Consider the following 22690-nt stretch of genomic DNA (forward strand, 5'->3'; position numbering starts at 1 on the left):
CAACAATGAAATCGAACAAGACCCTGCTGACCACATTGCTTTCCATGGGCCTGCTGGCCAGCGCCGGCGCGACCCAGGCCGCCGGCTGGTGCGAGTCCGGCAAACCGGTGAAATTCGCCGGCCTGAACTGGGAAAGCGGCATGCTGCTGACCGACGTTCTGCAGGTGGTGCTGGAAAAAGGTTACGACTGCAAGACCGACAGCCTGCCGGGCAACTCCATCACCATGGAAAACGCCCTGAGCAGCAACGACATCCAGATCTTCGCCGAAGAATGGGTTGGCCGCAGCGAGGTCTGGAACAAGGCCGAGAAGGCCGGCAAGGTCGTCGGTGTCGGCGCCCCGGTGGTGGGGGCGATCGAAGGCTGGTACGTGCCGCGTTACGTGATCGAAGGCGACGCCAAACGCAAACTCGAAGCCAAGGCGCCGGACCTGAAAAACATCGCCGACCTGGGCAAATACGCCGCCATCTTCAAGGACGCCGAAGAGCCTTCCAAGGGCCGCTTCTACAACTGCCCGGCCGGCTGGACCTGCGAGCTGGACAACAGCGAAATGCTGAAAAGCTACGGCCTGGAAAACAGCTATACCAACTTCCGTCCGGGCACAGGTCCAGCGCTGGATGCGGCCGTGCTGTCGAGCTACAAGCGTGGCGAGCCGATCCTGTTCTACTACTGGTCGCCAACCCCGCTGATGGGCCAGATCGACGCAGTCAAACTGGAAGAAAAACCGGGCGTCGACAAGACCGTGACCATTAAGGTCGGTCTGTCCAAGACCTTCCACGAGCAAGCGCCGGAACTGGTGGCCGTGCTGGAAAAGGTCAACCTGCCGATCGACCTGCTGAACCAGAACCTGGGCCGCATGGCGAAGGAACGTATCGAGTCGCCAAAACTGGCGAAAATCTTCCTCAAGGAACATCCTGAGGTCTGGCATGCGTGGGTGAGTGAAGACGCTGCCAAGAAAATCGACGCGGCGCTGTAGGTCGAATTCCTCCCGGCCAACCGAGAGGCTGGCCGGGGTGTTCGCCGCAATCGCTTGATTGAGTTTCCTGATTGAGAGCCGCTTATGTTTCCCGAAAGCTTTACCTTTTCCATCGCCGACTGGGTCAACGGTTGGGTCGATGCGCTGGTCACCAACTACGGCGATGTGTTCCGCCATATCTCCGACACCCTGCTGTGGGCCATCGTCAATCTTGAAGGCCTGCTGCGCGCCGCGCCGTGGTGGTTGATGCTGGCCATCGTCGGCGTCGTGGCCTGGCATGCGACGCGCAAAGTCGTGACCACCGCCGTGATCGTCGGTCTGTTGTTCCTGGTCGGCGCCGTCGGCCTGTGGGACAAGTTGATGCAGACCCTCGCGCTGATGATGGTGGCGACGGTCATTTCGGTGCTGATCGGCGTACCGCTGGGGATTCTCTCGGCGCGCAGCAATCGCCTGCGTTCGGTGCTGATGCCGCTGCTCGACATCATGCAGACCATGCCGAGTTTCGTGTACCTGATTCCGGTGCTGATGCTGTTCGGCCTGGGCAAGGTGCCGGCGATTTTCGCCACCGTGATCTACGCCGCGCCGCCGCTGATCCGCCTGACCGATTTGGGCATCCGCCAGGTCGATGGTGAAGTGATGGAAGCGATCAACGCCTTCGGCGCCAACCGCTGGCAGCAACTGTTCGGCGTGCAACTGCCGCTGGCCCTGCCGAGCATCATGGCCGGGATCAACCAGACCACCATGATGGCCCTGTCGATGGTGGTGATCGCCTCGATGATCGGCGCCCGTGGCCTGGGTGAAGATGTGCTGGTGGGCATTCAGACCCTCAACGTCGGACGTGGCCTGGAAGCCGGTCTGGCGATCGTGATTCTCGCAGTGGTCATCGACCGCATTACCCAGGCGTATGGTCGGCCACGGCATGAGGTGAGCAAATGAGCAACGCAACCGTGAGCAAGATCGAAGTCAAAAACGTCTTCAAGATTTTCGGCAACCGCGCCAAGGACGCCCTGGCGATGGTCGGTCAGGGCAAGACCAAGGATCAGGTGCTGAACGAAACCGGTTGCGTGGTCGGGGTCAACGACTTGTCCCTGAGCATCGGCACCGGCGAGATCTTCGTGATCATGGGCCTGTCCGGCTCCGGAAAATCGACGCTGGTGCGCCACTTCAACCGCCTGATCGACCCGACCAGCGGCGCGATCCTGGTGGACGGCGTGGACATCCTGCAATACGACATGGAAGCCCTGCGCGAATTTCGCCGGCACAAGATCAGCATGGTGTTCCAGAGCTTCGGCCTGCTGCCGCACAAGACCGTCCTCGACAACGTCGCCTACGGCCTGAAAGTGCGCGGCGAGAGCAAGCAGCTGTGCGCCGAACGTGCGTTGCACTGGATCAACACCGTGGGCCTCAAGGGCTACGAAAACAAATACCCGCACCAGCTCTCCGGCGGCATGCGCCAGCGTGTGGGTCTGGCCCGGGCATTGGCGGCGGACACCGACATCATCCTGATGGACGAAGCGTTCAGTGCGCTGGATCCGCTGATCCGCGCCGAGATGCAGGACCAGTTGCTGGAGCTGCAAAAGACCCTGCACAAGACCATCGTCTTCATCACCCACGACCTCGACGAGGCCGTGCGCATCGGCAACCGCATCGCGATCCTCAAGGACGGCCGCCTGATCCAGGTCGGCACGCCGAAAGAGATCCTGCATTCGCCGGCGGACGAGTATGTCGACCGTTTCGTGCAGCGGCGGGCGGCGGTGGTCTGATCTGAGTTTTGCAGTGCACAGACTGGCCTCATCGCGGGCAAGCCCGCTCCCACAGGGATTGTGTGAGCAGCGGAGATTCTGTGGGAGCTGGCTTGCCAGCGATGAGGCCGGTGAAGCTGCATCAAAATTATGGTTGAGGTAAGTGATGTCCCAGGCTGAAAAAGTCGTTATCGCCGACGCTACGATGCGTTGGCAGGATGTGGTCGCAGTCGCCCGTCACGGAGCGCAGCTCGAGCTGTCGGCGCAGACCTGGGCGCGCATTGAAAACGCGCAGGGCATCGTCCAGCGTATCGTTGCCAGCGGCGAGCGCGCCTATGGTGTGAACACCGGTCTCGGTGCGCTGTGCAACGTTTCGCTGAAAGACGAGCAGCTCAGTCAGCTGTCGCGCAACACCTTGCTCAGCCATGCCTGCGGCGTCGGTCCGGTACTGGCCGATGAGCAGACCCGCGCAATCATGTGCGCTGCGATCCGCAACTACAGCCACGGCAAATCCGGCATTCATCGTCGGGTGGTCGAAGCGCTGCTGGCGCTGCTCAATCGCGGCATCACCCCGCAAGTGCCGTCGCAGGGTTCGGTGGGTTACCTGACCCACATGGCGCACATCGGCATCGCGCTGCTGGGCGTGGGCAATGTCAGCTATCGCGGGCAGATCGTGTCTGCACAGCAGGCGCTGGCCGAAGAGGGCCTGCAACCGGTTCAGCTCGGGGCGAAGGACGGTCTGTGTCTGGTCAACGGTACGCCGTGCATGACCGGCCTCGGTTGCCTGGCGATCGCCGACTCCACGCGTCTGCTGCAATGGGCCGACGTGATCGGCGCCATGAGCTTCGAGGCCCAGCGCGGCCAGATCGCCGCGTTCGATGCCGAGATCATTGCGCTCAAGCCGCATCCGGGCATGCAGCAGGTCGGCGTCAATTTGCGCGCCTTGCTCGATGGCAGTGAAGTGATTGAGTCGAGCAAAGGCATTCGCACGCAGGATGCCTTGAGCATCCGCTCGATCCCGCAGGTGCACGGTGCTGCGCGCGATCAACTGGAACACGCGATCAAACAGATCGAAACCGAGCTCAACGGCTGCACCGACAACCCGTTGCTGCTGGGCACGCCGGATGACTTCCGGGTGATGTCCCAGGCCAACCCGCACGGACAATCGGTGGCGCTGGCGGCGGATCTGCTGGCGATTGCGATGGCTGAAATCGGCTCGATTGCCGAGCGGCGTCTGGATCGCCTGATCAACCCGCACGTCAGCGGTCTGCCGGCGTTTCTGGTGGCCAATCCGGGGGTGAACTCCGGGATGATGATCGTGCAATACGTCGCCGCGTCGCTGTGCGCGGAAAACCGCCAGTTGGCGCAACCGGCGGTGCTCGACAACTACGTCACCTCGGGCCTGCAGGAAGACCATCTGAGCATGGGCACCAACGCCGCGCTGAAGCTGCATCGCGCGCTGGAAAACTGCACGCAGATCCTCGCCATCGAGTACCTGCTGGCGGCCCAGGCGTTTGAATTTCTCAAGGAACAGCGATTCGGCGCCGGCACCGATACCGCCTGGCGACTGCTGCGCGAAAAAGTCCCGGCCTACGATCAGGACCGCTGGCTGGCGCCGGACATCGCCGCTGCTGCAGGCGTTCTGAAAGACCCGGATCTACTGCACAACGCATTACCCAATCTGCACTGACAACTACCCATACCAGCGTGCCAAGGCGCGGATCGTCCAAAAGACGAGAGGCGACGGATAACGGAATGCTCCGGAGCGACTGGTAGTTAATAACAATGCCTCAAAAGGAGCATTTAAATGACTGCGCTGAACCTGATCCCCGGCCAACTGAGCCTGGCCCAACTGCGTGACGTTTATCAGAACCCGGTCAAGCTGACCCTCGACAACAGCGCCAGCGCGCAGATCGAAGCCAGCGTTGCCTGCGTCGAGCAGATCCTCGCGGAAAACCGCACCGCGTACGGCATCAACACCGGTTTCGGCCTGCTGGCCTCGACCCGCATCGCCAGCGAAGACCTGGAAAACCTCCAGCGCTCGCTGGTGTTGTCCCACGCCGCCGGCGTCGGCCAGCCGATCAGCGATGAGCTGGTGCGCCTGATCATGGTGCTCAAGGTCAACAGCCTCAGCCGTGGTTTCTCCGGCATTCGTCGGGTGGTGATCGATGCGCTGATCGCGCTGATCAACGCCGAGGTCTATCCGCACATTCCGTTGAAAGGCTCGGTCGGTGCCTCCGGTGACCTCGCACCGCTGGCGCACATGTCGCTGGTGCTGCTGGGCGAGGGCAAGGCGCGTTACAAGGGCGAGTGGATGGAAGCGACCGAAGCGCTGAAAGTCGCCGGTCTGACCCCGCTGACCCTGGCGGCGAAAGAAGGTCTGGCGCTGCTCAACGGCACTCAGGTGTCCACCGCATTCGCGTTGCGTGGTCTGTTCGAAGGTGAAGACCTGTTCGCTGGCGCACTGGCGCTGGGCGGTCTGACGGTGGAAGCGGTGCTCGGCTCGCGTTCGCCGTTCGACGCACGCATCCACGCCGCCCGTGGTCAGAAAGGCCAGATCGACGCTGCTGCCGCTTACCGCGATCTGCTGGGCGAGCGCAGCGAAGTCTCCGACTCGCACCAGAACTGTGAAAAGGTGCAGGACCCGTACTCGCTGCGTTGCCAGCCGCAAGTCATGGGCGCGTGTCTGACTCAGTTCCGCCAGGCCGCCGAAGTGCTGGCCATCGAAGCCAACGCCGTATCCGACAACCCGCTGGTGTTCGCGGCCGAAGGCGACGTGATTTCCGGCGGCAACTTCCACGCCGAGCCGGTAGCCATGGCCGCTGACAACATGGCCCTGGCCATTGCCGAAATCGGTTCCCTGAGCGAGCGTCGTATCTCGCTGATGATGGACAAGCACATGTCGCAACTGCCGCCGTTCCTGGTGGCCAATGGCGGCGTGAACTCCGGCTTCATGATCGCCCAGGTGACCGCTGCGGCCCTGGCCAGCGAGAACAAGGCGCTGTCCCATCCGCATTCGGTGGACAGCCTGCCGACTTCTGCCAACCAGGAAGACCACGTGTCGATGGCCCCGGCCGCTGGCAAGCGCCTGTGGGAAATGGCTGAGAATACCCGCGGGATTCTTGCGGTGGAGTGGCTGGCGGCGGTGCAGGGGCTTGATCTGCGCAACGGCCTGAAAACTTCGGCCAAACTGGAACTGGCCCGAGGGATTCTGCGTCGCGAAGTGCCGTTCTACGAGAAGGACCGCTTCTTCGCGCCGGATATCAACGCGGCGACCGAACTGTTGGCTTCGCGGGTCCTGACTGAACTGGTTCCGGCGAAGTTGCTGCCTAGTTTGTAAGCGTTTTTTCAGGGGGATTTTTGTCGTCCGGGAAACCGATCCCCCTCACCCCAGCCCTCTCCCCCAAGGGGGAGAGGGGGAAAGGGAGCAGATCTTCATCGTTTTCAGAACCTGAGTTCGACTCAAGAATTTCAGGTCGATGTACCTCGAAAGAGCAACCCGGTCAGTCCCCTCTCCCTCCGGGAGAGGGTTAGGGTGAGGGGGCTTTTGAAGGCTGCCCACCAAACAGAATCCAACGGAGGCTCACAGTGAAAACCCTCTGGCAACACTGCCACGTCGCAACCATGGCGCAAGGCGTCTACTCGATCATCGAGGATGCGGCCATCGTGACGTCCGGTGCACTCATCGAGTGGATTGGCCCGCGCAGCCAATTGCCGTCAGGCGAATACCCGGCGGTCAATGACCTGCAAGGCGCGTGGGTCACCCCCGGCCTGATCGATTGCCACACTCACACCGTGTTCGGCGGCAACCGCAGCGGCGAGTTCGAGAAGCGCCTGCAAGGCGTCAGCTATGCCGAAATCGCAGCGGCCGGCGGCGGCATCGCCAGCACCGTGCGTGCCACGCGTGAGGCCTCGGAAGACGAGCTGTTCGCCAGCGCCGCCAAACGTCTGAAAAGCCTGATGCGCGACGGCGTGACCACGGTCGAAATGAAGTCCGGCTACGGCCTCGATCTGGCCAGCGAGCGCAAGATCCTGCGGGTCATCCGTCGCCTCGCCGACGAACTGCCGATCAGCGTGCGCAGCACTTGTCTGGCTGCTCACGCATTGCCGCCGGAATATAAAGATCGCGCCGACGATTACATCGATCACATCTGCGCCGAAATGCTGCCAGCGCTGGCTGCCGAAGGCCTGGTCGATGCGGTGGATGCGTTCTGCGAATACCTGGCGTTCTCCCCTGAGCAGGTCGAGCGGGTGTTCATCGCCGCGCAAGAACTCGGTCTGCCGGTGAAGCTGCACGCCGAACAATTGTCGTCGCTGCACGGCTCCAGCCTGGCTGCGCGCTACCACGCATTGTCCGCCGATCACCTGGAGTTCATGGACGAAGCCGACGCCATCGCCATGGCCGAATCCGACACCGTCGCGGTGCTGTTGCCGGGCGCGTTCTACTTCCTGCGCGAAACCCAGTTGCCGCCGATGGAAGCCCTGCGCAAACACAAAGTGAAAATCGCCATCGCCAGCGACCTCAACCCTGGCACCTCGCCATCGTTGTCGTTGCGCCTGATGCTGAACATGGCCTGCACCTGTTTTCGCATGACCCCGGAAGAAGCCCTGGCCGGCGCCACGATTCACGCGGCGCAAGCCTTGGGCATGGCCGATACCCACGGTTCGCTGGAAGTCGGCAAGGTCGCGGATTTTGTCGCCTGGCAGATCGACTGCCCGGCGGATCTGGCGTACTGGCTGGGTGGTGAACTGGATAAACGCGTCGTGCGTCACGGCGTTGAATCAAGTCTGTAGGAGAGCGGTTGTGGATAAGGTTCTGAACTTCAAACAAGGTCGCGTGCCGCTGCTGATCAGCATGCCCCACGCCGGCGTACGCCTGACCCCGGCGGTCGAGGCCGGGTTGATCGCGGACGCGAAAAGTCTGCCGGACACCGACTGGCACATTCCGCAGCTCTACGACTTCGCCGCCGAACTGGGCGCCAGCACCCTGGCGGCCGAGTACTCGCGATTCGTCATCGACCTCAACCGGCCGTCCGACGACAAACCTTTGTACGCGGGCGCCACCACCGGGCTGTACCCGGCGACGCTGTTCGATGGCATTCCGTTGTTCAAGGAAGGGCAGGAGCCGTCGAAAGAAGAACGTACGACGTACCTGAAGCAGATCTGGACGCCGTACCACCGCACCTTGCAGGAAGAGCTGGCGCGGCTGAAGGCCGAGTTCGGTTACGCGCTGCTGTTCGATGCACACTCGATCCGTTCGATCATCCCGCACCTGTTCGACGGCAAGCTGCCGGATTTCAACCTTGGCACCTTCAATGGCGCCAGTTGCGATCCACAACTGGCCACACAACTGGAAGCGATCTGCGCCCGCCACGACGCTTACAGCCATGTGCTGAACGGACGCTTCAAGGGCGGCCACATCACCCGTCACTACGGCAACCCGGCCGAGAACATCCACGCCGTGCAACTGGAGCTGGGCCAGTGCACGTATATGGAAGAGTTCGAACCGTTCCGCTACCGCGCCGATCTGGCGGAGCCGACGCGGGTGGTGTTGAAGGAGTTGCTGCAAGGGCTGCTCGCCTGGGGCACAAAGCACTACAGCTGAGTCTGCTCTGATCGTTCCCACGCGGAGCGTGGGAACGATCTAGCTGGGTGGTGGAAACAAACAGTCGCCACCGTGCAAATCCCGGTCGCCACAGTTCGCTTTTCCCGCTCGTCTGCTGCGTAATGTTTCGGCCACGGTGCAAGAAGACACCGATCCGAACAATAACCCGCTGCCGCACGAGACGATCCCACATGAAAAAACTGTTCACTCGTTGTGCGTTAATCCTGACCGGCAGTGCGCTGCTCAGCGCCGGCGCCATGGCTTCCGACGATGCTTCCTGCAAAACCGTGCGCATGGGCGTGGTCAACTGGACCGACGTGATCGCCACCAGCGGCATGGCCGACGTGCTGCTCAACGGCCTCGGTTATGAAAGCAAGCAAACCAGCGCCGTGCAGCAAATCATCTTCGCCGGCATCCGCGACAAACGTCTGGATATCTTCCTCGGCTACTGGAAACCGGCGATGGACAAGAACATCGCGCCGTTCCTCGCTGCCAATCAGGTCAAAGTCATGGACAAACCAAGCCTGGCCGACGCCCAGGCGACGCTGGCGGTTCCGGATTACGTGGCGGCGGCGGGGCTGAAGACCTTTGGCGACATCGCGAAATTCAAGGATCAACTCGGCGCCAAAATCTACGGCATCGAGCCCGGCAGCGGCGCCAACACCACGATCAAGACCATGATCGAAACCAACCACTTCGGCCTGAAGGATTTCAAGATCATCGAATCCGGTGAGGCCGGCATGCTCGCCGCCGTGCAGCGAGCGGTGAACCGCAAGGAATTCGTGGTATTCGTCGGCTGGACGCCGCACCCGATGAACATCAACATGAAAATCACCTACCTGACCGGCAGCGAAGACGTCTACGGCCCGAACGAAGGCGCCGCCACCGTTTCCACGGTCACCGCGCCGGACTACGCCGAGCGCTGCCCGAACGTCCATCGACTGCTGGAAAACCTGACCTTCACCGCCGCCCAGGAAAGCCAGTTGATGGTGCCGATCATGGAGCGCAAGACGCCGCAGGAAGTGGCGAAGACCTGGCTGCGTGAACATCCCGAAGACCTGCAACGCTGGCTGGCGGGTGTCAGCAGCTTCGACGGCAAGGACGGCGTGGCCACGGTTCAGGCCAGTCTGAAAAACTGATGGGCACTTATCCACTCTCGCCGTCGATGGCGGCGTTCGTCGCCAGAACCGAAAGCTTTGCCAGCGATGACAGCAGCCTCGGCGGATTGCGCAAATCCTATGACGACATGTGCCGCGCCTTCACGCCCGAACGGCCGGCGGGTCTGGAGGTGGTGGATTTCCAGTTGAGCGGGGTGGCGGTGCGTTCGTATCGCCCGCCTGTCCGGCCATCGGCCAGTGGCTGGCCGTGCGTGTTGTATCTGCACGGCGGCGGTTGGGTGGTCGGCGGGCTGGATTCCCATGACTTCATCTGCTGCGAGCTGGCCATGGCCCTCGGGGCGATGGTGGTGGCGGTGGATTACCGGCTGGCGCCGGAGCATCCGTTCCCGGCCGGTTTCGAGGATTGCCTGAGCGTCTGGCGCGCGTTGCGCAGCGGACCGTTCTGGTTCGATCCCGGACGGATGCTGGTGGCTGGCGACAGCGCCGGCGGCAATCTGGCGGCGGCGCTGTGCCTGGCGCTACGCGATGCCGGCGAGCCGCTGCCGGGCGCGCAGGTCTTGATCTATCCGGGGCTGGGTGGCGACGCACAGTTAGCGTCGCGCAGCGAATGCGCCGATGCGCCGTTGCTCGCCAGCAGCGATGTCGATTGCTATCACGCCTTGTACTTGCGCGGCACCGCGAAGCCGAACGCCTATGCGATGCCATTGCTGGCCGGGGACTTCAGCGGTTTGCCACCGGCCTGGATCGCCGTGGCGCAGTTCGATCCGCTGCGTGACGACGGCGTGTGCTACGCCGAACGGCTTAAAGCAGCGGGCGTCGACGCGGCGCTTTACTACGGCGAAGGGCTGGTTCACGGTTGCATGCGGGCGCGGCATCAGGTCGCCGAGGTCGATCGTCTCTTTGAGAACCTGCTGGGGTTCATGGCTGACAAATTGTGACAGCGTGCGGGCATGCTCATTGACGTAAATCGGGTTTATGATGCCGGACGGCAGAATAATAGAAGTCCCCCCAGGGATGACCTCGACCCCTTACGGAGCGCGCAATGCAGACTTTGTTTCCGCAGATCAAACCTCACGCACGGCACGATCTGGCCGTCGATGACACCCACACGCTGTACGTCGACGAAAGCGGTTCACCGGAAGGTTTGCCGGTGGTGTTCATCCACGGAGGTCCCGGCGCCGGGTGCGACGCCCAGAGTCGCCGCTATTTTGATCCGAACCTGTATCGCATTGTCACCTTCGACCAGCGCGGTTGCGGTCGCTCCACGCCCCACGCCAGTCTGGAAAACAACACCACCTGGGATCTGGTCGAAGACCTCGAGCGTATTCGTAAACACCTGGGCATCGACAAATGGGTGCTGTTCGGCGGCTCCTGGGGTTCGACCCTGGCGCTGGCCTACGCGCAGACCCACCCGGAACGCGTGCATGGGCTGATCCTGCGCGGGATCTTTCTGTGCCGTCCGCAGGAAATCGAATGGTTCTACCAGGCCGGCGCCAGCCGTCTGTTCCCCGATTACTGGCAGGACTACCTCGCGCCAATTCCGCTGGACGAGCGCGACGACCTGCTCAGCGCGTTCCACAAACGCCTGACCGGCAACGACCAGATCGCCCAGATGCACGCGGCCAAGGCCTGGTCGACCTGGGAAGGGCGCACCGCGACCCTGCGTCCGAATCCGCTGGTGGTCGACCGCTTCTCCGAGCCGCAGCGCGCCTTGTCGATTGCGCGGATCGAATGCCACTACTTCACCAACAACGCGTTCCTTGAGCCAAACCAGCTGATCCGCGACATGGGCAAGATCGCCCATCTGCCGGGCGTGATCATCCATGGCCGCTACGACGTGATCTGCCCGCTCGACAACGCCTGGGAACTGCATCAGGCCTGGCCGAACAGCGAGCTGCAGGTGATCCGCGATGCCGGCCACGCCGCGTCCGAACCGGGCATCACCGATGCACTGGTGCGCGCCGCCAGCAAAATGGCCCGTCGCCTGCTCGACCTGCCGCCCGAAGAAGCATGAAGGGTCTTTTGCAGCGCGTGAAAGGCGCGCGGGTCGAAGTGGCGGGCGAGGTGGTTGGCAGTGTCGATCAGGGTTTGCTGGTGCTGGTGGCGGTCGAACCCGACGACACGCCGGCCAGCGCCGACAAACTTCTGCATAAGCTGCTTAACTATCGAGTGTTCAGTGACGCCGAGGGCAAGATGAATCTGTCCCTGGCGGATGTGGGCGGCGGGTTGCTGCTGGTCTCTCAGTTCACCCTCGCTGCCGACACCAAAAGCGGGTTGCGCCCGAGTTTCTCGACCGCCGCCCCTCCGACGCTGGGCGAAGAATTATTCGACTATCTATTAAGCAAAGCGAAACAGATGCATGGCACAGTGGCATCAGGTAGATTCGGCGCGGATATGCAGGTGCACCTGGTCAACGATGGCCCGGTAACCTTCCTGTTACAGACATGAAAGCGCTTGAAACATCTTTTTAAGGGCTTTTCGACTGAAAACAGGGAATTTTCGCGATAAATACTTTGTTACCCCTGATGCGTTGTCACGCGGGCTACTAGATAATCGCGCGCTACGGGGATCAGCGTTCGTTGGTCCATTTTGACTTAGGTAGAGACTTGTCCGGATCCGATTGGGGAATCATTTTGACCCAGCGGAGTCGGAACAATGCTCGCCAACTTGGCAAGGGTGCCCTGAAAGGTCGGTTTTTTTGTACCGAATCCCTCACAGGCACTTCATCTGGCCGTTGGTTTATTGATCTGTTTTCGGCGAGGGTTGCTCGTGATTGTTAGTCCCTGTAATGCAGCAAAATTGTCTGCCAAACGCTTGCGCAGCGCTCTGGTAGCGGGCTCGGCAGTACTCTGCCTGCTCAGCGCCGGCCAGCTTTGGGCATTCAATCTTGACGATGTGTCGGCCAAGGCCAAAGAGCTGGCCGGGCAGAAGTTCGAAGCCCCGCGCAGCAACCTGCCAAACGAATTCCGTGAAATGAAATTCGCGGACTATCAGAAGATTCGTTTCCGCACCGAAAAAGCCGAATGGGCCGACCAGAAGACCCCGTTCAAGCTGTCCTTCTATCATCAGGGCATGCACTTCGATACGCCGGTGAAAATCAACGAAATCACCGCGAACACCGTCGAAGAGATCAAATACGATCCTAGCCGTTTCGATTTCGGCGACCTGCAGTTCGATCCTAAGGCCACCGAACAACTGGGCTACGCCGGTTTCCGTGTCCTGTACCCGATCAACAAGGCTGACAAGCAAGACGAAATCATGACCATGCTGGGCGCGAGCTACTTCCGCGTTGTCGGCAAGGGTCACACCTACGGTCTGTCGGCCCGTGGTCTGGCGATCGATACCGCTTTGCCGTCCGGCGAAGAATTCCCGCGTTTTCGCGAGTTCTGGATTCAGCAGCCGAAGCCGGGCGACAAGCACCTGGTGATCTTCGCCCTGCTGGATTCGCCACGTGCGACCGGCGCCTACCGTCTGATCCTGCGTCCGGGCAGCGACACCATCGTCGACGTCAAGGGCCAGATGTACCTGCGTGACAAGGTCGGCAAGCTCGGCATCGCGCCGCTGACCAGCATGTTCCTGTTCGGCGCCAACCAGCCGTCGAAAGTGCTCAACTACCGTCGTGAACTGCACGACTCCAGCGGTCTGTCGATCCATGCCGGCAACGGCGAGTGGATCTGGCGCCCACTGAACAACCCGAAACATTTGGCTGTCAGCCAGTTCAGCGTCGAAAACCCGCGTGGTTTCGGTCTGCTGCAACGTGGCCGTGACTTCAGCCACTACGAAGACCTCGACGACCGCTACGACAAGCGCCCAAGCGCCTGGATCGAGCCGAAGGGCGACTGGGGCAAAGGCACCGTCGATCTGGTCGAGATCCCGACCGCCGACGAAACCAACGACAACATCGTTGCGTTCTGGAGCCCGGAAAAACTGCCGGAGCCAGGCCAGCCGCTGGACTTCGCCTACCGCATGCACTGGACCATCGACGAAGCCGCGCTGCACGCGCCGGACAGCGCCTGGGTCAACCAGACCCTGCGTTCGACCGGTGACGTCAAGCAATCGAACCTGATCCGTCAGCCGGATGGCAGCGTTGCCTACCTGGTCGACTTCGAGGGCCCGTCCCTGGCCGCCTTGGCCCCGGATGCAGACGTTCGCAGCCAGGTCAGCGTCGGCGACAACGCCGAACTGGTCGAGAACAGCGTGCGCTACAACCCGGAAACCAAGGGCTGGCGCCTGACCCTGCGGATGAAGATCAAGGACGCGAGCAAGTCCACCGAGATGCGCGCAGCCCTGGTGCAGCCAGTGGTCACCGCTGATCTGGCCAAGTCTTCGGTGCCGACGTCCAACTCGTCGGTAGCCAAGGCCGACAAGGTTGCCGCCAAGCAACAAGAGAAAGCCGACAAGGAAGCCAAGGCCGCCGAGGCCAAACAGGCCGACGCCAAGCCGGTTGCAGATGCCAAGGACAAGGCCAACAAAGACGCCAAGCAGCCAGCCGCTGCGGACGCGGCCCCAGCCACACCGGAATCGGCACCGACTGAAGAAGTCCTGACCGAGACCTGGAGCTATCAGTTGCCTGCCGATGAGTAACTCTCAAGTACAGCCAGAGACTCTGTCCGAGTACCTGGCGCATCTGCCGATGACCGACGAGCAGCGCGCGGAACTCGCGGGCTGCCAGTCCTTCAGCGAATTGCATGAACGCCTGTCGTCCAAGACCTTTGACGCGCCGACCGAAGCCGCCCAGGCTTCGGTGGGCAAGCGCCTGACCCTGAGCACCGCCGAAGAGCTGGAAGACGCGGAAATGCTGGTGCTCGACGCCAGCGGCCGGGTCAGCATGAAGGCCACGCCGCCGATCCGTCGGACCAAGGTCGTGCCGGAGCCGTGGCGCACCAACATTCTGGTGCGTGGCTGGCGCCGCCTGACCGGCCGGACCAACCCGCCGCAACCGCCGAAGGACGCCAATGTGCTGCCGGCGGCGCGGTGGCGCACGGTCGGTTCGATCCGTCGCTACATTCTGCTGGTGCTGATGCTGGGTCAGACCATCGTCGCCGGCTGGTACATGAAAGGCATCATGCCGTACCAGGGCTGGTCGTTCGTCGATCTGGAAGAAGTCCTGCATCAACCGCTGCTGCAAACCGCCACGCAAGTGCTGCCATATGCGCTGCAGACCAGCATCCTGATCATGTTCGGGATTCTGTTCTGCTGGGTGTCGGCCGGTTTCTGGACCGCGCTGATGGGCTTCCTCGAATTGCTTACCGGCCACGATAAATACCGGATCTCCGGTAAAAGTGCCGGCAACGAGCCGATTCCGAAAGACGCGCGCACCGCACTGGTGATGCCGATCTGCAACGAAGACGTGCCTCGGGTGTTCGCCGGTCTGCGCGCGACCTTCGAGTCGGTCGCCGCTACCGGCGACCTGGACCGTTTCGACTTCTTCGTCCTCAGTGACAGTAACGACACCGACATCTGCGTTGCCGAGCAGCAGGCCTGGCTGGACGTCTGCCGTGAAGCGAAGGGCTTCGGCAAGATCTTCTATCGCCGCCGTCGCCGTCGCGTCAAACGCAAGAGCGGTAACCTCGACGACTTCTGCCGTCGCTGGGGCGGTGACTATAAGTACATGGTCGTACTCGACGCCGACTCGGTCATGAGCGGCGAGTGCCTGACCAGTCTGGTGCGCCTGATGGAGGCCACTCCGGACGCCGGCATCATCCAGACCGCGCCGCGCGCTTCGGGCATGGACACGCTGTATGCACGCATGCAGCAGTTCGCCACTCGCGTGTACGGTCCGCTGTTCACCGCCGGCCTGCACTTCTGGCAGCTGGGTGAATCCCACTACTGGGGTCACAACGCGATCATCCGCATGAAGCCGTTCATCGACCACTGCGCTCTGGCGCCGTTGCCGGGCAAGGGTGCGTTCTCCGGTGCGATCCTCTCTCACGACTTCGTTGAAGCGGCGCTGATGCGCCGTGCCGGCTGGGGCGTGTGGATTGCCTACGATCTGCCGGGCAGCTACGAAGAACTGCCGCCGAACCTGCTCGATGAACTCAAGCGTGACCGTCGCTGGTGCCACGGCAACCTGATGAACTTCCGTCTGTTCCTGGTAAAAGGCATGCACCCGGTGCACCGCGCGGTGTTTCTGACTGGCGTGATGTCTTACCTGTCGGCGCCGCTGTGGTTCTTCTTCCTGGTGTTGTCGACCGCGCTGCTGGCGGTGAACACGCTGATGGAGCCGCAGTACTTCCTCGAACCGCGTCAGCTCTATCCGCTGTGGCCACAATGGCACCCGGACAAGGCGATCGCGCTGTTCTCGACGACCATCGTGCTGCTGTTCCTGCCGAAGCTGTTGAGCATCATCCTGATCTGGGCCAAGGGCGCGAAAGAGTTCGGCGGCAAGTTCAAGGTGACCCTGTCGATGCTGCTGGAGATGCTGTTCTCCATGCTGCTGGCGCCGGTGCGGATGATTTTCCACACCCGTTTCGTTCTGGCCGCGTTCCTCGGCTGGGCCGCGACCTGGAACTCGCCGCAGCGTGACGACGATTCCACGCCATGGAGCGAAGCGGTCAAGCGTCACGGTCCGCAGACCCTGCTGGGCTTCTTCTGGGCGCTGCTGGTGATCTGGCTGAACCCGAGCTTCCTGTGGTGGCTGGTGCCGATCGTCGGTTCGCTGATGCTGTCGATTCCGGTGTCGGTGATTTCCAGCCGCGTCGGTCTGGGCCTCAAATCCCGTGACGAAAGCCTGTTCCTCATCCCCGAGGAATACAATCCGCCACAGGAGCTGCTGGCCACCGATCAGTACACCCACGAAAACCGCTGGCACGCGCTGAACGACGGCTTCGTCCGCGCCGTGGTCGATCCACAGCAGAACGCCCTGGCGTGCTCGCTGGCGACCTCGCGTCACGGTCAGGCCGAGCCGATCGAATGGCTGCGCCAGGAACGTGTGCGTCACGCGATCAAGGTCGGCCCGGCCGGGCTGAACAACCATGATCGTCTGCAACTGCTGAGCGATCCGGTGGCCCTGGCCCGTCTGCACGAGCAGGTGTGGGCCGAAGGCCATGCCGAGTGGCTGGACGCCTGGCGGGCTTCGGTGAAAGCCGATCCCCACGCGCCGCTGCTGCCGCTCAAGCCGGTGAGCTTGCAGGCGCAACCGGCCTGATGAAGAAACCCCGCGAAAGCGGGGTTTTTTATGTCCAGAAAAAGAGCCCCCCTCACCCTAACCCTCTCCCGGAGGGAGAGGGGACTGACCGAGTTGAATGCTCGAGTTACGCCGACGTGAGATACCGAGTTGAACTCCGGTCTGGAAGACAACGAAGATCGGCTCCCTTTCCCCCTCTCCCCTCTGGGGAGAGGGCTGGGGTGAGGGGTGGTTCTTGAATGTTAAACAAATCGTCCATTAAACCTTGTGCAAAAAATCGAGTGCGTTAGCATCCGTCCCCGAATTGGCGCACCCGGACAATCTTGTCCATTTCTGTCGGTTTTCGCGCCGCAAACGCAATGGTTTTGGGGACTTGAAGATGAAGAAGTATCTGTCGATGCTGCTGGTCGGCGTCACGGCACTGGTTGCAGTCAATGCGGCGCAGGCCGGCGCCATCGACGACGCGGTCAAGCGTGGCTCGTTGAAAGTCGGCATGGATCCGACCTACATGCCGTTCGAAATGACCAACAAGCGCGGCGAAATCATCGGTTTCGAAGTCGACATCCTCAAAGCCATGACCAAGGCGATGGGCGTCAAGCTGGAGCTGGTCTCCACCGGCTACGACGGGATCATCCCGGCGCTGATGACCGACAAGTTCGACATGATCGGCAGCGGCATGACCCTGACCCAGGAGCGCAACCTGCGCCTGAACTTCAGCGAACCGTTCATCGTGGTCGGCCAGACCCTGCTGATCCGTAAAGAGCTGGAAGGCACCATCAAGTCCTACAAAGACCTGAACACCGCCGACTACCGCATCACTTCCAAGCTCGGCACCACCGGCGAGATGGTCGCCAAGAAGCTGATCTCCAAGGCCAAGTACCACGGTTACGACAACGAGCAGGAAGCCGTGCTCGACGTGGTCAACGGCAAGGCTGACGCCTTCATCTACGACGCCCCGTACAATGTGGTCGCGGTGAACAAGGTCGGCGCCGGCAAGCTGGTGTTCCTCGACAAGCCGTTCACCTACGAGCCACTGGCCTTCGGTCTGAAGAAGGGTGACTACGACAGCATCAACTTCATCAACAACTTCCTGCACCAGATCCACGAAGACGGCACCTACGATCGCATCCATGACAAGTGGTTCAAGAGCACCGAGTGGCTCAAGGACATGGAATAAGGCCCGCCCGCTGATCGTTCCCACGCTTTGCGTGGGAACGCCGCCCGGGACGCTCCGCGTCCCTTAGCAAGCGTGACGCAGAGCGTCACAGGATGCATTCCCACGCAGAGCGTGGGAACGAGCGAATCAGAGAAACATTCAATGAAACAGAAAAAAGCCCAATGGCCCTGGCACGTCCTGACTGTGCTGGTGCTGGTCGGCCTGGCTGGCGCGTTGTATTACGCCACGTCGCTGATGTCCTACGAATGGCGCTGGAACCGTGTGCCGCAGTACTTCGCCTATCAGGCCGAGGAAACCCAGCGCGCGACCGACATTTCCACCGTCAGCGAACTGGTGCGCAAGGGCGGCAGCGCGCAGGTCACCCTGCGCAACGATGCCGGTGACGAGCAGCACCTGACCGTCGACGAAAACAGCCTGCAATTCGCTCAGGGCGACGATGTGGCCGAAGGCGACGTCGTGGGTGTGACGCGGCATTGGGCGGCGGGTCCGCTGTTGTGGGGCCTGTGGACCACGCTTTGGCTGTCGGTGGTGTCCGGCGTGCTGGGCCTGCTGATCGGTCTGGCGACCGGGCTGTGCCGGCTGTCGAGCAACCCGACCCTGCGCGACCTGTCGACGATCTATGTCGAACTGGTGCGCGGCACGCCGCTGCTGGTGCAGATCTTCATTTTCTATTTCTTTATCGGCACGGTGATGAACCTGTCCCGGGAATTCGCCGGGATCGCCGCGCTGTCGCTGTTCACCGGCGCCTACGTGGCGGAAATCATCCGTTCCGGCGTGCAGTCGATTGCCCGCGGCCAGAACGAAGCAGCGCGTTCGCTGGGTCTGAGCGCTGGCCAGTCGATGCGTCATGTGGTGTTGCCGCAAGCGTTCAAACGCGTGCTGCCGCCGCTGGCCGGGCAGTTCATCAGTCTGGTCAAAGACACCTCGCTGGTGTCGGTGATCGCCATCACCGAGTTGCTGAAAAGCGGCCGTGAAGTCATCACCACGTCGTTCTCGCCGTTCGAGATCCTGTTCTGCGTCGCCGGCCTGTACCTGTTGATCAACCTGCCGCTGTCGAAAATCGCCAGCCGGCTTGAGCGGAGGCTCGCGCAAAGTGATTGAAGTCCGCGATCTGGTAAAAGTCTTCGACACCCGTGGGCAGGTGGTGCGCGCGGTGGATAACGTCAGCACTTCCGTGGCCAAGGGCGAAGTGCTGGTGGTGATCGGCCCGTCCGGTTCCGGCAAGTCGACCTTCCTGCGTTGCCTCAATGGTCTGGAAGAATTCGATTCCGGCTCGGTGAGCATCGACGGCCTGCAACTGGCCGACCCGAAAACCGACGTCAACGCCTACCGCCGCGAAGTCGGTATGGTGTTCCAGCATTTCAATCTGTTCCCGCACATGACCGTGCTGGAAAACCTGTGCCTGGCGCAGAAAGTCGTGCGCAAGCGCGGCCAGAAGGAAAGCGAGGCCAAGGCCCTGGCGTTGCTGGAGAAGGTCGGCATCGCCCAGAAGGCCCGCGAATACCCGTCGCGCCTGTCCGGCGGTCAGCAACAGCGGTTGGCGATTGCCCGGGCGCTGGCGATGGACCCCAAAGTAATGCTGTTCGACGAACCGACCTCGGCCCTCGACCCGGAAATGGTCGGTGAAGTGCTGGACGTGATGAAAAACCTGGCTGTGGAAGGGATGACCATGGTTTGCGTGACCCACGAAATGGGCTTCGCCCGGGAAGTGGCGGATCGGGTGCTGTTCTTCGATCACGGCAAACTGTTGGAAGACGCCTCGCCGGCGGAGTTCTTCGATGCGCCGAAGGATCCGCGAGCCCAGGCGTTCCTGCGGCAAGTCCTCTAACGCCGGACAAAAAAAATGCAGCCAATGGCTGCGTTTTTTTATCACTGATCGTTCCCACGCTCTGCGTGGGAATGCATCCTGTGACGCTCCGCGTCACGCTTGCGAAGGGACGCAGAGCGTCCCGGGCGGCATTCCCACGCGGACAGTTCGACGCCTCGACGTGGGAACGATCATCAAGCGATCAGTCATCCCTCAAACCTTGAACCGGCCCACCAGCGTTTGCAGGTGAGTGCCCAGGCGCGCCAGCTCGACGCTGGAGGCCGCCGTCTCTTCACTGGCCGCCGAGGTCTGGTCCGAGACATCCCGCACGTTCAGCACACTGCGGTTGATCTCTTCGGCCACGGCGCTCTGCTGCTCGGCCGCTGCAGCGATCTGCTGGTTCATCGCCTGAATCGCCGAGACGGTGCGGGTGATGCTTTCCAGCGAGCCACCGGCACGCCGGGTCAGCTCGACACTGCTGTCGGTCAGGGTGCGGCTGTTGTCCATGATCGTCGCCACTTGCTGGGTGCCGTTCTGCAGACCGACGATCAGCTCTTCAATCTCTTCCGTGGACTTCTGAGTGCGCTGGGCCAGGCTGCGGACTTCGTCGGCGACCACCGCAAAACCACGTCCGGCTTCACCGGCGCGGGCGGCCTCGATGGCGGCGTTGAGGGCCAGCAGGTTGGTTTGCTGGGCCACGGACTTGATCACGTCGAGCACGCTGCCGATCTTGTCGCTTTCGCGCTTGAGCTCGCCCATGGCCTCGGTGGAGTGGCCGACTTCGGCAGCCAGGCGTTCGATCTGGGCGATGGCCTCGCCAACCACCTTGTCGCCTTCACGGGCCTGCTGGTCGGCGGCGACCGCTGCTTCCGAAGCTTCCTCGGCGTTGCGCGCGACTTCCTGCACGGTGGCGGCCATTTCGTTCATGGCGGTGGCGACCTGGTCGGTCTCGATTTTCTGATTGTTCACCCCGGCGCTGGTCTGCTCGGTCACGGCCGACAGTTCTTCGGCGGCGCTGGCGATCTGGGTCACGCCGTCGCTGATGCCGCCGATCAATTCGCGCAGGCCTTGAGTCATGCTCTGCATCGAGCGTTGCAGTTGACCGAGTTCGTCGCGGCGCAGGGACACCAGGTTGTGGGTCAGATCACCAGCGGCGACGCGCTCGGCAACTTTCAGGGTTTGCTCCAGCGGAATGATGATCTGGCGGGTGATCGCCCAGGCGGCGAGCAGACCGAAAGCCACAGCCAGCAGAGTGGCGATCAGCAGCTGATTCTTGGCGCTGGCGGCATCGGTGTCGCGGACGATGGTCTGGGACACCGTGAGCTTCTTGCTGACGTCGAGCAGGATGTCGCCCTGGGCCGACATGCGAGCCAGTGCCTTGGCGTTGTTCACCTGGGAGTCGCGGAACTGGCTGACGGCAGCGCGGTAAGCCTTGAGCGATTCGGTGGCCTGTTGCAGGTTGGCGATGTGTTGCTCGGGCAGTTTGCTCGGCAGGCTTTCCAGATTGTTCAGGGCGGCGGCGATGGCATCCAGCGCCGGTTGTTCGGCCTCGGCCTTGCCGCTGTAGGTGTAGCCGCGCACCTGATAGCGCGCCTGCTGCAGCAGTTTGCTCAGTTCGATCACGCTGTTGAATTGCGCGACGCTGTCGCCTTGCAGCAGGGATTTCTCGACTTCACTGACCTTGGCCACTGCATTGTCGGCGCTGGCGCCGAGTTTGCTGCGGGCGTCTTCACGCTGCACGGTGGCCTGAGTCATGTCGCCAAAGGCGCGTTTGTACTCGGCGACCGCCGCCAGTTGCTGATCGATCATGGCCACGTCGGACGGTTGCTCGATCATGTTGCGGGCGCTTTGCAGGCCGCTGTCGAGTTTGCCGAGCAGGTCGTTGACCGCGCCAGGACCCTGTTCGCCACGGCGGGCTTCATAGTCCAGACGCGCCAGGCGCAGGTCTTTGGTCAGCTCGTTGAGGCCGGAGATGAAGCCGAGCTTGTCGCCCCGGCTGATGATCCCGCTCATGCCGGTCCAGCCGGTGAAGGTGATCAACAGGGTCAGCAGCAGCACCAGGCCGAAACCGATTCCAAGCTTACGTTTGACGCTGACGTTTCCAAGACTCTCGGCTAACCAACGGTACATGCGACGACTCCCTCGGACCACTAATTGGACTTATGGGGAGGGTATCGGCCGCATGATGGCAATCTGTAACGCCTTTTGTCTGACGAAGACTTCAGAACAGCCGGGCGAGCAGTGCGGTGACGGCGGTTTCGACCCGCAGGATTCGCTCGCCCAGTTGCACCGGTTGCAGCCCGGCCTTGGCCAGCAGATCGATTTCGTAGGGAATCCAGCCACCCTCGGGGCCGATGGCCAGGGTTACCGGTTCGTTCAGGGCGCGGGGGCAGGGCGGGAAGTTGCCCGGATGACCGACCAGGCCGAGGGTGCCGTCGGTGACGGCTGGCAGGCGGTCTTCGACGAACGGCTTGAAGCGCTTCTCGATGATGATTTCCGGCAGCACGGTATCGCGGGCCTGTTCGAGGCCGAGGATCAGTTGTTCGCGGATGGCGTCCGGTTCGAGGAACGGCGTCTGCCAGAAGCTTTTCTCGACCCGGTAGCTGTTGACCAGAATCACCTTCGACACGCCCATGGTCGCCACGGTCTGGAACACCCGGCGCAGCATCTTCGGGCGGGGCAGGGCGAGTACCAGGGTCAGCGGCAGTTTGGCCGGTGGCGGTTGATCGAGGGTGACCCGAAGCTCGGCTTCACCCGCGTCCAGGCGCAGCAGCTCGGCCGAGCCCATCAACCCGCCGATCCGCCCGACCCGCAGGCTGTCGCCGACTTCCGAACGGTGGACTTCCTGCATGTGGGTCAGGCGCCGATCACGCAGCACGACGCGGTCGGCCGCAATGAAGTCGGCCTCTTCGAGCAGCAGCAGGTTCATGGCTGAGTCGCTGGCGGCTGGTCGTTGTGATCGTCTACGGTTTCTTCCGGGCGCTCGCGCTTGCTGACCAGGCTGCCGAAGAGGATGCCGACTTCGAACAGCATCCACATCGGCACGGCCAGCAGGGTCTGGGAGAAGATGTCCGGCGGGGTCAGGATCATGCCGACCACGAAGCAGCCGATGATCACGTACGGACGGATCTTCTTCAGGTA

The 22690-nt window shown here is 62.2% G+C and carries 19 protein-coding genes; 16 read left to right on the forward strand and 3 right to left on the reverse strand.

The genetic code is table 11. The features are described 5' to 3' along the window. The first annotated feature begins 5 nt into the window (after positions 1-5). The 16 genes from C1X29_RS13765 (at position 6) to C1X29_RS13840 (ending at position 19570) form a co-directional block, all read left to right on the forward strand. A complete protein-coding gene (locus C1X29_RS13765) occupies positions 6-974 on the forward strand; it encodes an ABC transporter substrate-binding protein (RefSeq protein WP_064382816.1) in 969 nt (322 codons plus the stop codon). An 84-nt stretch (positions 975-1058) separates the two neighbouring features. Then, positions 1059-1910 (forward strand): proline/glycine betaine ABC transporter permease, encoded by an 852-nt coding sequence (locus tag C1X29_RS13770; RefSeq protein WP_007952475.1) that lies wholly within the window; start codon positions 1059-1061, stop codon positions 1908-1910. Further along, complete coding sequence (locus tag C1X29_RS13775; RefSeq protein WP_052266509.1) at positions 1907-2737, forward strand: glycine betaine/L-proline ABC transporter ATP-binding protein; 831 nt, start codon at positions 1907-1909, stop codon at positions 2735-2737. The genes C1X29_RS13770 and C1X29_RS13775 overlap by 4 nt, the downstream gene beginning before the upstream one ends. 145 nt (positions 2738-2882) lie before the next feature. Next, complete coding sequence (gene hutH, locus C1X29_RS13780) at positions 2883-4406, forward strand: histidine ammonia-lyase (protein ID WP_102717666.1); 1524 nt, start codon at positions 2883-2885, stop codon at positions 4404-4406. Positions 4407-4523: 117 nt separating this feature from the next. Further along, positions 4524-6056: a histidine ammonia-lyase gene (gene hutH, locus C1X29_RS13785; protein ID WP_102717667.1), complete on the forward strand. Its 1533-nt coding sequence runs from the start codon at positions 4524-4526 to the stop codon at positions 6054-6056. Positions 6057-6304: 248 nt separating this feature from the next. Further along, on the forward strand, positions 6305-7510 hold the full coding sequence (gene hutI, locus C1X29_RS13790) for an imidazolonepropionase (protein ID WP_102687882.1): 1206 nt from the start codon (positions 6305-6307) through the stop codon (positions 7508-7510). Positions 7511-7520: 10 nt separating this feature from the next. Beyond that, the gene (hutG, locus tag C1X29_RS13795; RefSeq protein WP_102687883.1) at positions 7521-8321 is read left to right on the forward strand and encodes an N-formylglutamate deformylase; all 801 of its coding nucleotides are present in this window, start codon (positions 7521-7523) and stop codon (positions 8319-8321) included. A 191-nt stretch (positions 8322-8512) separates the two neighbouring features. Further along, the gene (locus tag C1X29_RS13800; RefSeq protein WP_102687884.1) at positions 8513-9460 is read left to right on the forward strand and encodes a choline ABC transporter substrate-binding protein; all 948 of its coding nucleotides are present in this window, start codon (positions 8513-8515) and stop codon (positions 9458-9460) included. Then, the gene (locus C1X29_RS13805; RefSeq protein ID WP_102687885.1) at positions 9460-10377 is read left to right on the forward strand and encodes an alpha/beta hydrolase; all 918 of its coding nucleotides are present in this window, start codon (positions 9460-9462) and stop codon (positions 10375-10377) included. Before C1X29_RS13800 ends, C1X29_RS13805 begins: the two co-directional genes overlap by 1 nt. A gap of 104 nt (positions 10378-10481) precedes the next feature. Further along, entirely contained in the window at positions 10482-11453 is a 972-nt protein-coding gene (gene pip, locus C1X29_RS13810) for a prolyl aminopeptidase (RefSeq protein ID WP_007952436.1), read from the forward strand. Then, complete coding sequence (dtd, locus tag C1X29_RS13815; protein WP_102687886.1) at positions 11450-11887, forward strand: D-aminoacyl-tRNA deacylase; 438 nt, start codon at positions 11450-11452, stop codon at positions 11885-11887. Before pip ends, dtd begins: the two co-directional genes overlap by 4 nt. Before the next feature lie 321 nt (positions 11888-12208). Further along, positions 12209-14023, forward strand: coding sequence for a glucan biosynthesis protein G (locus tag C1X29_RS13820; RefSeq protein ID WP_102687895.1), 1815 nt, complete (start codon positions 12209-12211; stop codon positions 14021-14023). Beyond that, positions 14016-16586 carry a glucans biosynthesis glucosyltransferase MdoH gene (mdoH, locus tag C1X29_RS13825; protein ID WP_102687887.1) on the forward strand — a complete coding sequence of 857 codons (2571 nt, stop codon included), beginning with the start codon at positions 14016-14018 and terminating at the stop codon, positions 16584-16586. Before C1X29_RS13820 ends, mdoH begins: the two co-directional genes overlap by 8 nt. Before the next feature lie 358 nt (positions 16587-16944). Continuing rightward, positions 16945-17742, forward strand: coding sequence for a transporter substrate-binding domain-containing protein (locus tag C1X29_RS13830; protein WP_039772466.1), 798 nt, complete (start codon positions 16945-16947; stop codon positions 17740-17742). Positions 17743-17883: 141 nt separating this feature from the next. After that, positions 17884-18843 carry an amino acid ABC transporter permease gene (locus C1X29_RS13835; RefSeq protein WP_007952431.1) on the forward strand — a complete coding sequence of 320 codons (960 nt, stop codon included), beginning with the start codon at positions 17884-17886 and terminating at the stop codon, positions 18841-18843. Then, the gene (locus C1X29_RS13840; RefSeq protein ID WP_102717668.1) at positions 18836-19570 is read left to right on the forward strand and encodes an amino acid ABC transporter ATP-binding protein; all 735 of its coding nucleotides are present in this window, start codon (positions 18836-18838) and stop codon (positions 19568-19570) included. The genes C1X29_RS13835 and C1X29_RS13840 overlap by 8 nt, the downstream gene beginning before the upstream one ends. Before the next feature lie 192 nt (positions 19571-19762). Here C1X29_RS13840 and C1X29_RS13845 read toward each other — a convergent pair whose 3' ends face one another. The 3 genes from C1X29_RS13845 to C1X29_RS13855 all read right to left on the reverse strand — a co-directional run. Beyond that, on the reverse strand, positions 19763-21679 hold the full coding sequence (locus tag C1X29_RS13845; protein ID WP_085746403.1) for a methyl-accepting chemotaxis protein: 1917 nt from the start codon (positions 21677-21679) through the stop codon (positions 19763-19765). Between the two features lie 91 nt (positions 21680-21770). After that, positions 21771-22478 (reverse strand): 16S rRNA (uracil(1498)-N(3))-methyltransferase, encoded by a 708-nt coding sequence (locus C1X29_RS13850; RefSeq protein WP_102717669.1) that lies wholly within the window; start codon positions 22476-22478, stop codon positions 21771-21773. Continuing rightward, positions 22475-22690, reverse strand: a 216-nt coding sequence (locus tag C1X29_RS13855; protein WP_173940189.1) for a twin-arginine translocase subunit TatC, incomplete at its 5' end; no start/stop codon positions are given. The genes C1X29_RS13855 and C1X29_RS13850, both read right to left, overlap by 4 nt.

Origin of the sequence: Pseudomonas sp. GW456-12-10-14-LB2, assembly GCF_002884345.1 — a bacterium.
GTDB classification, from domain to species: domain Bacteria; phylum Pseudomonadota; class Gammaproteobacteria; order Pseudomonadales; family Pseudomonadaceae; genus Aquipseudomonas; species Aquipseudomonas paraglycinae.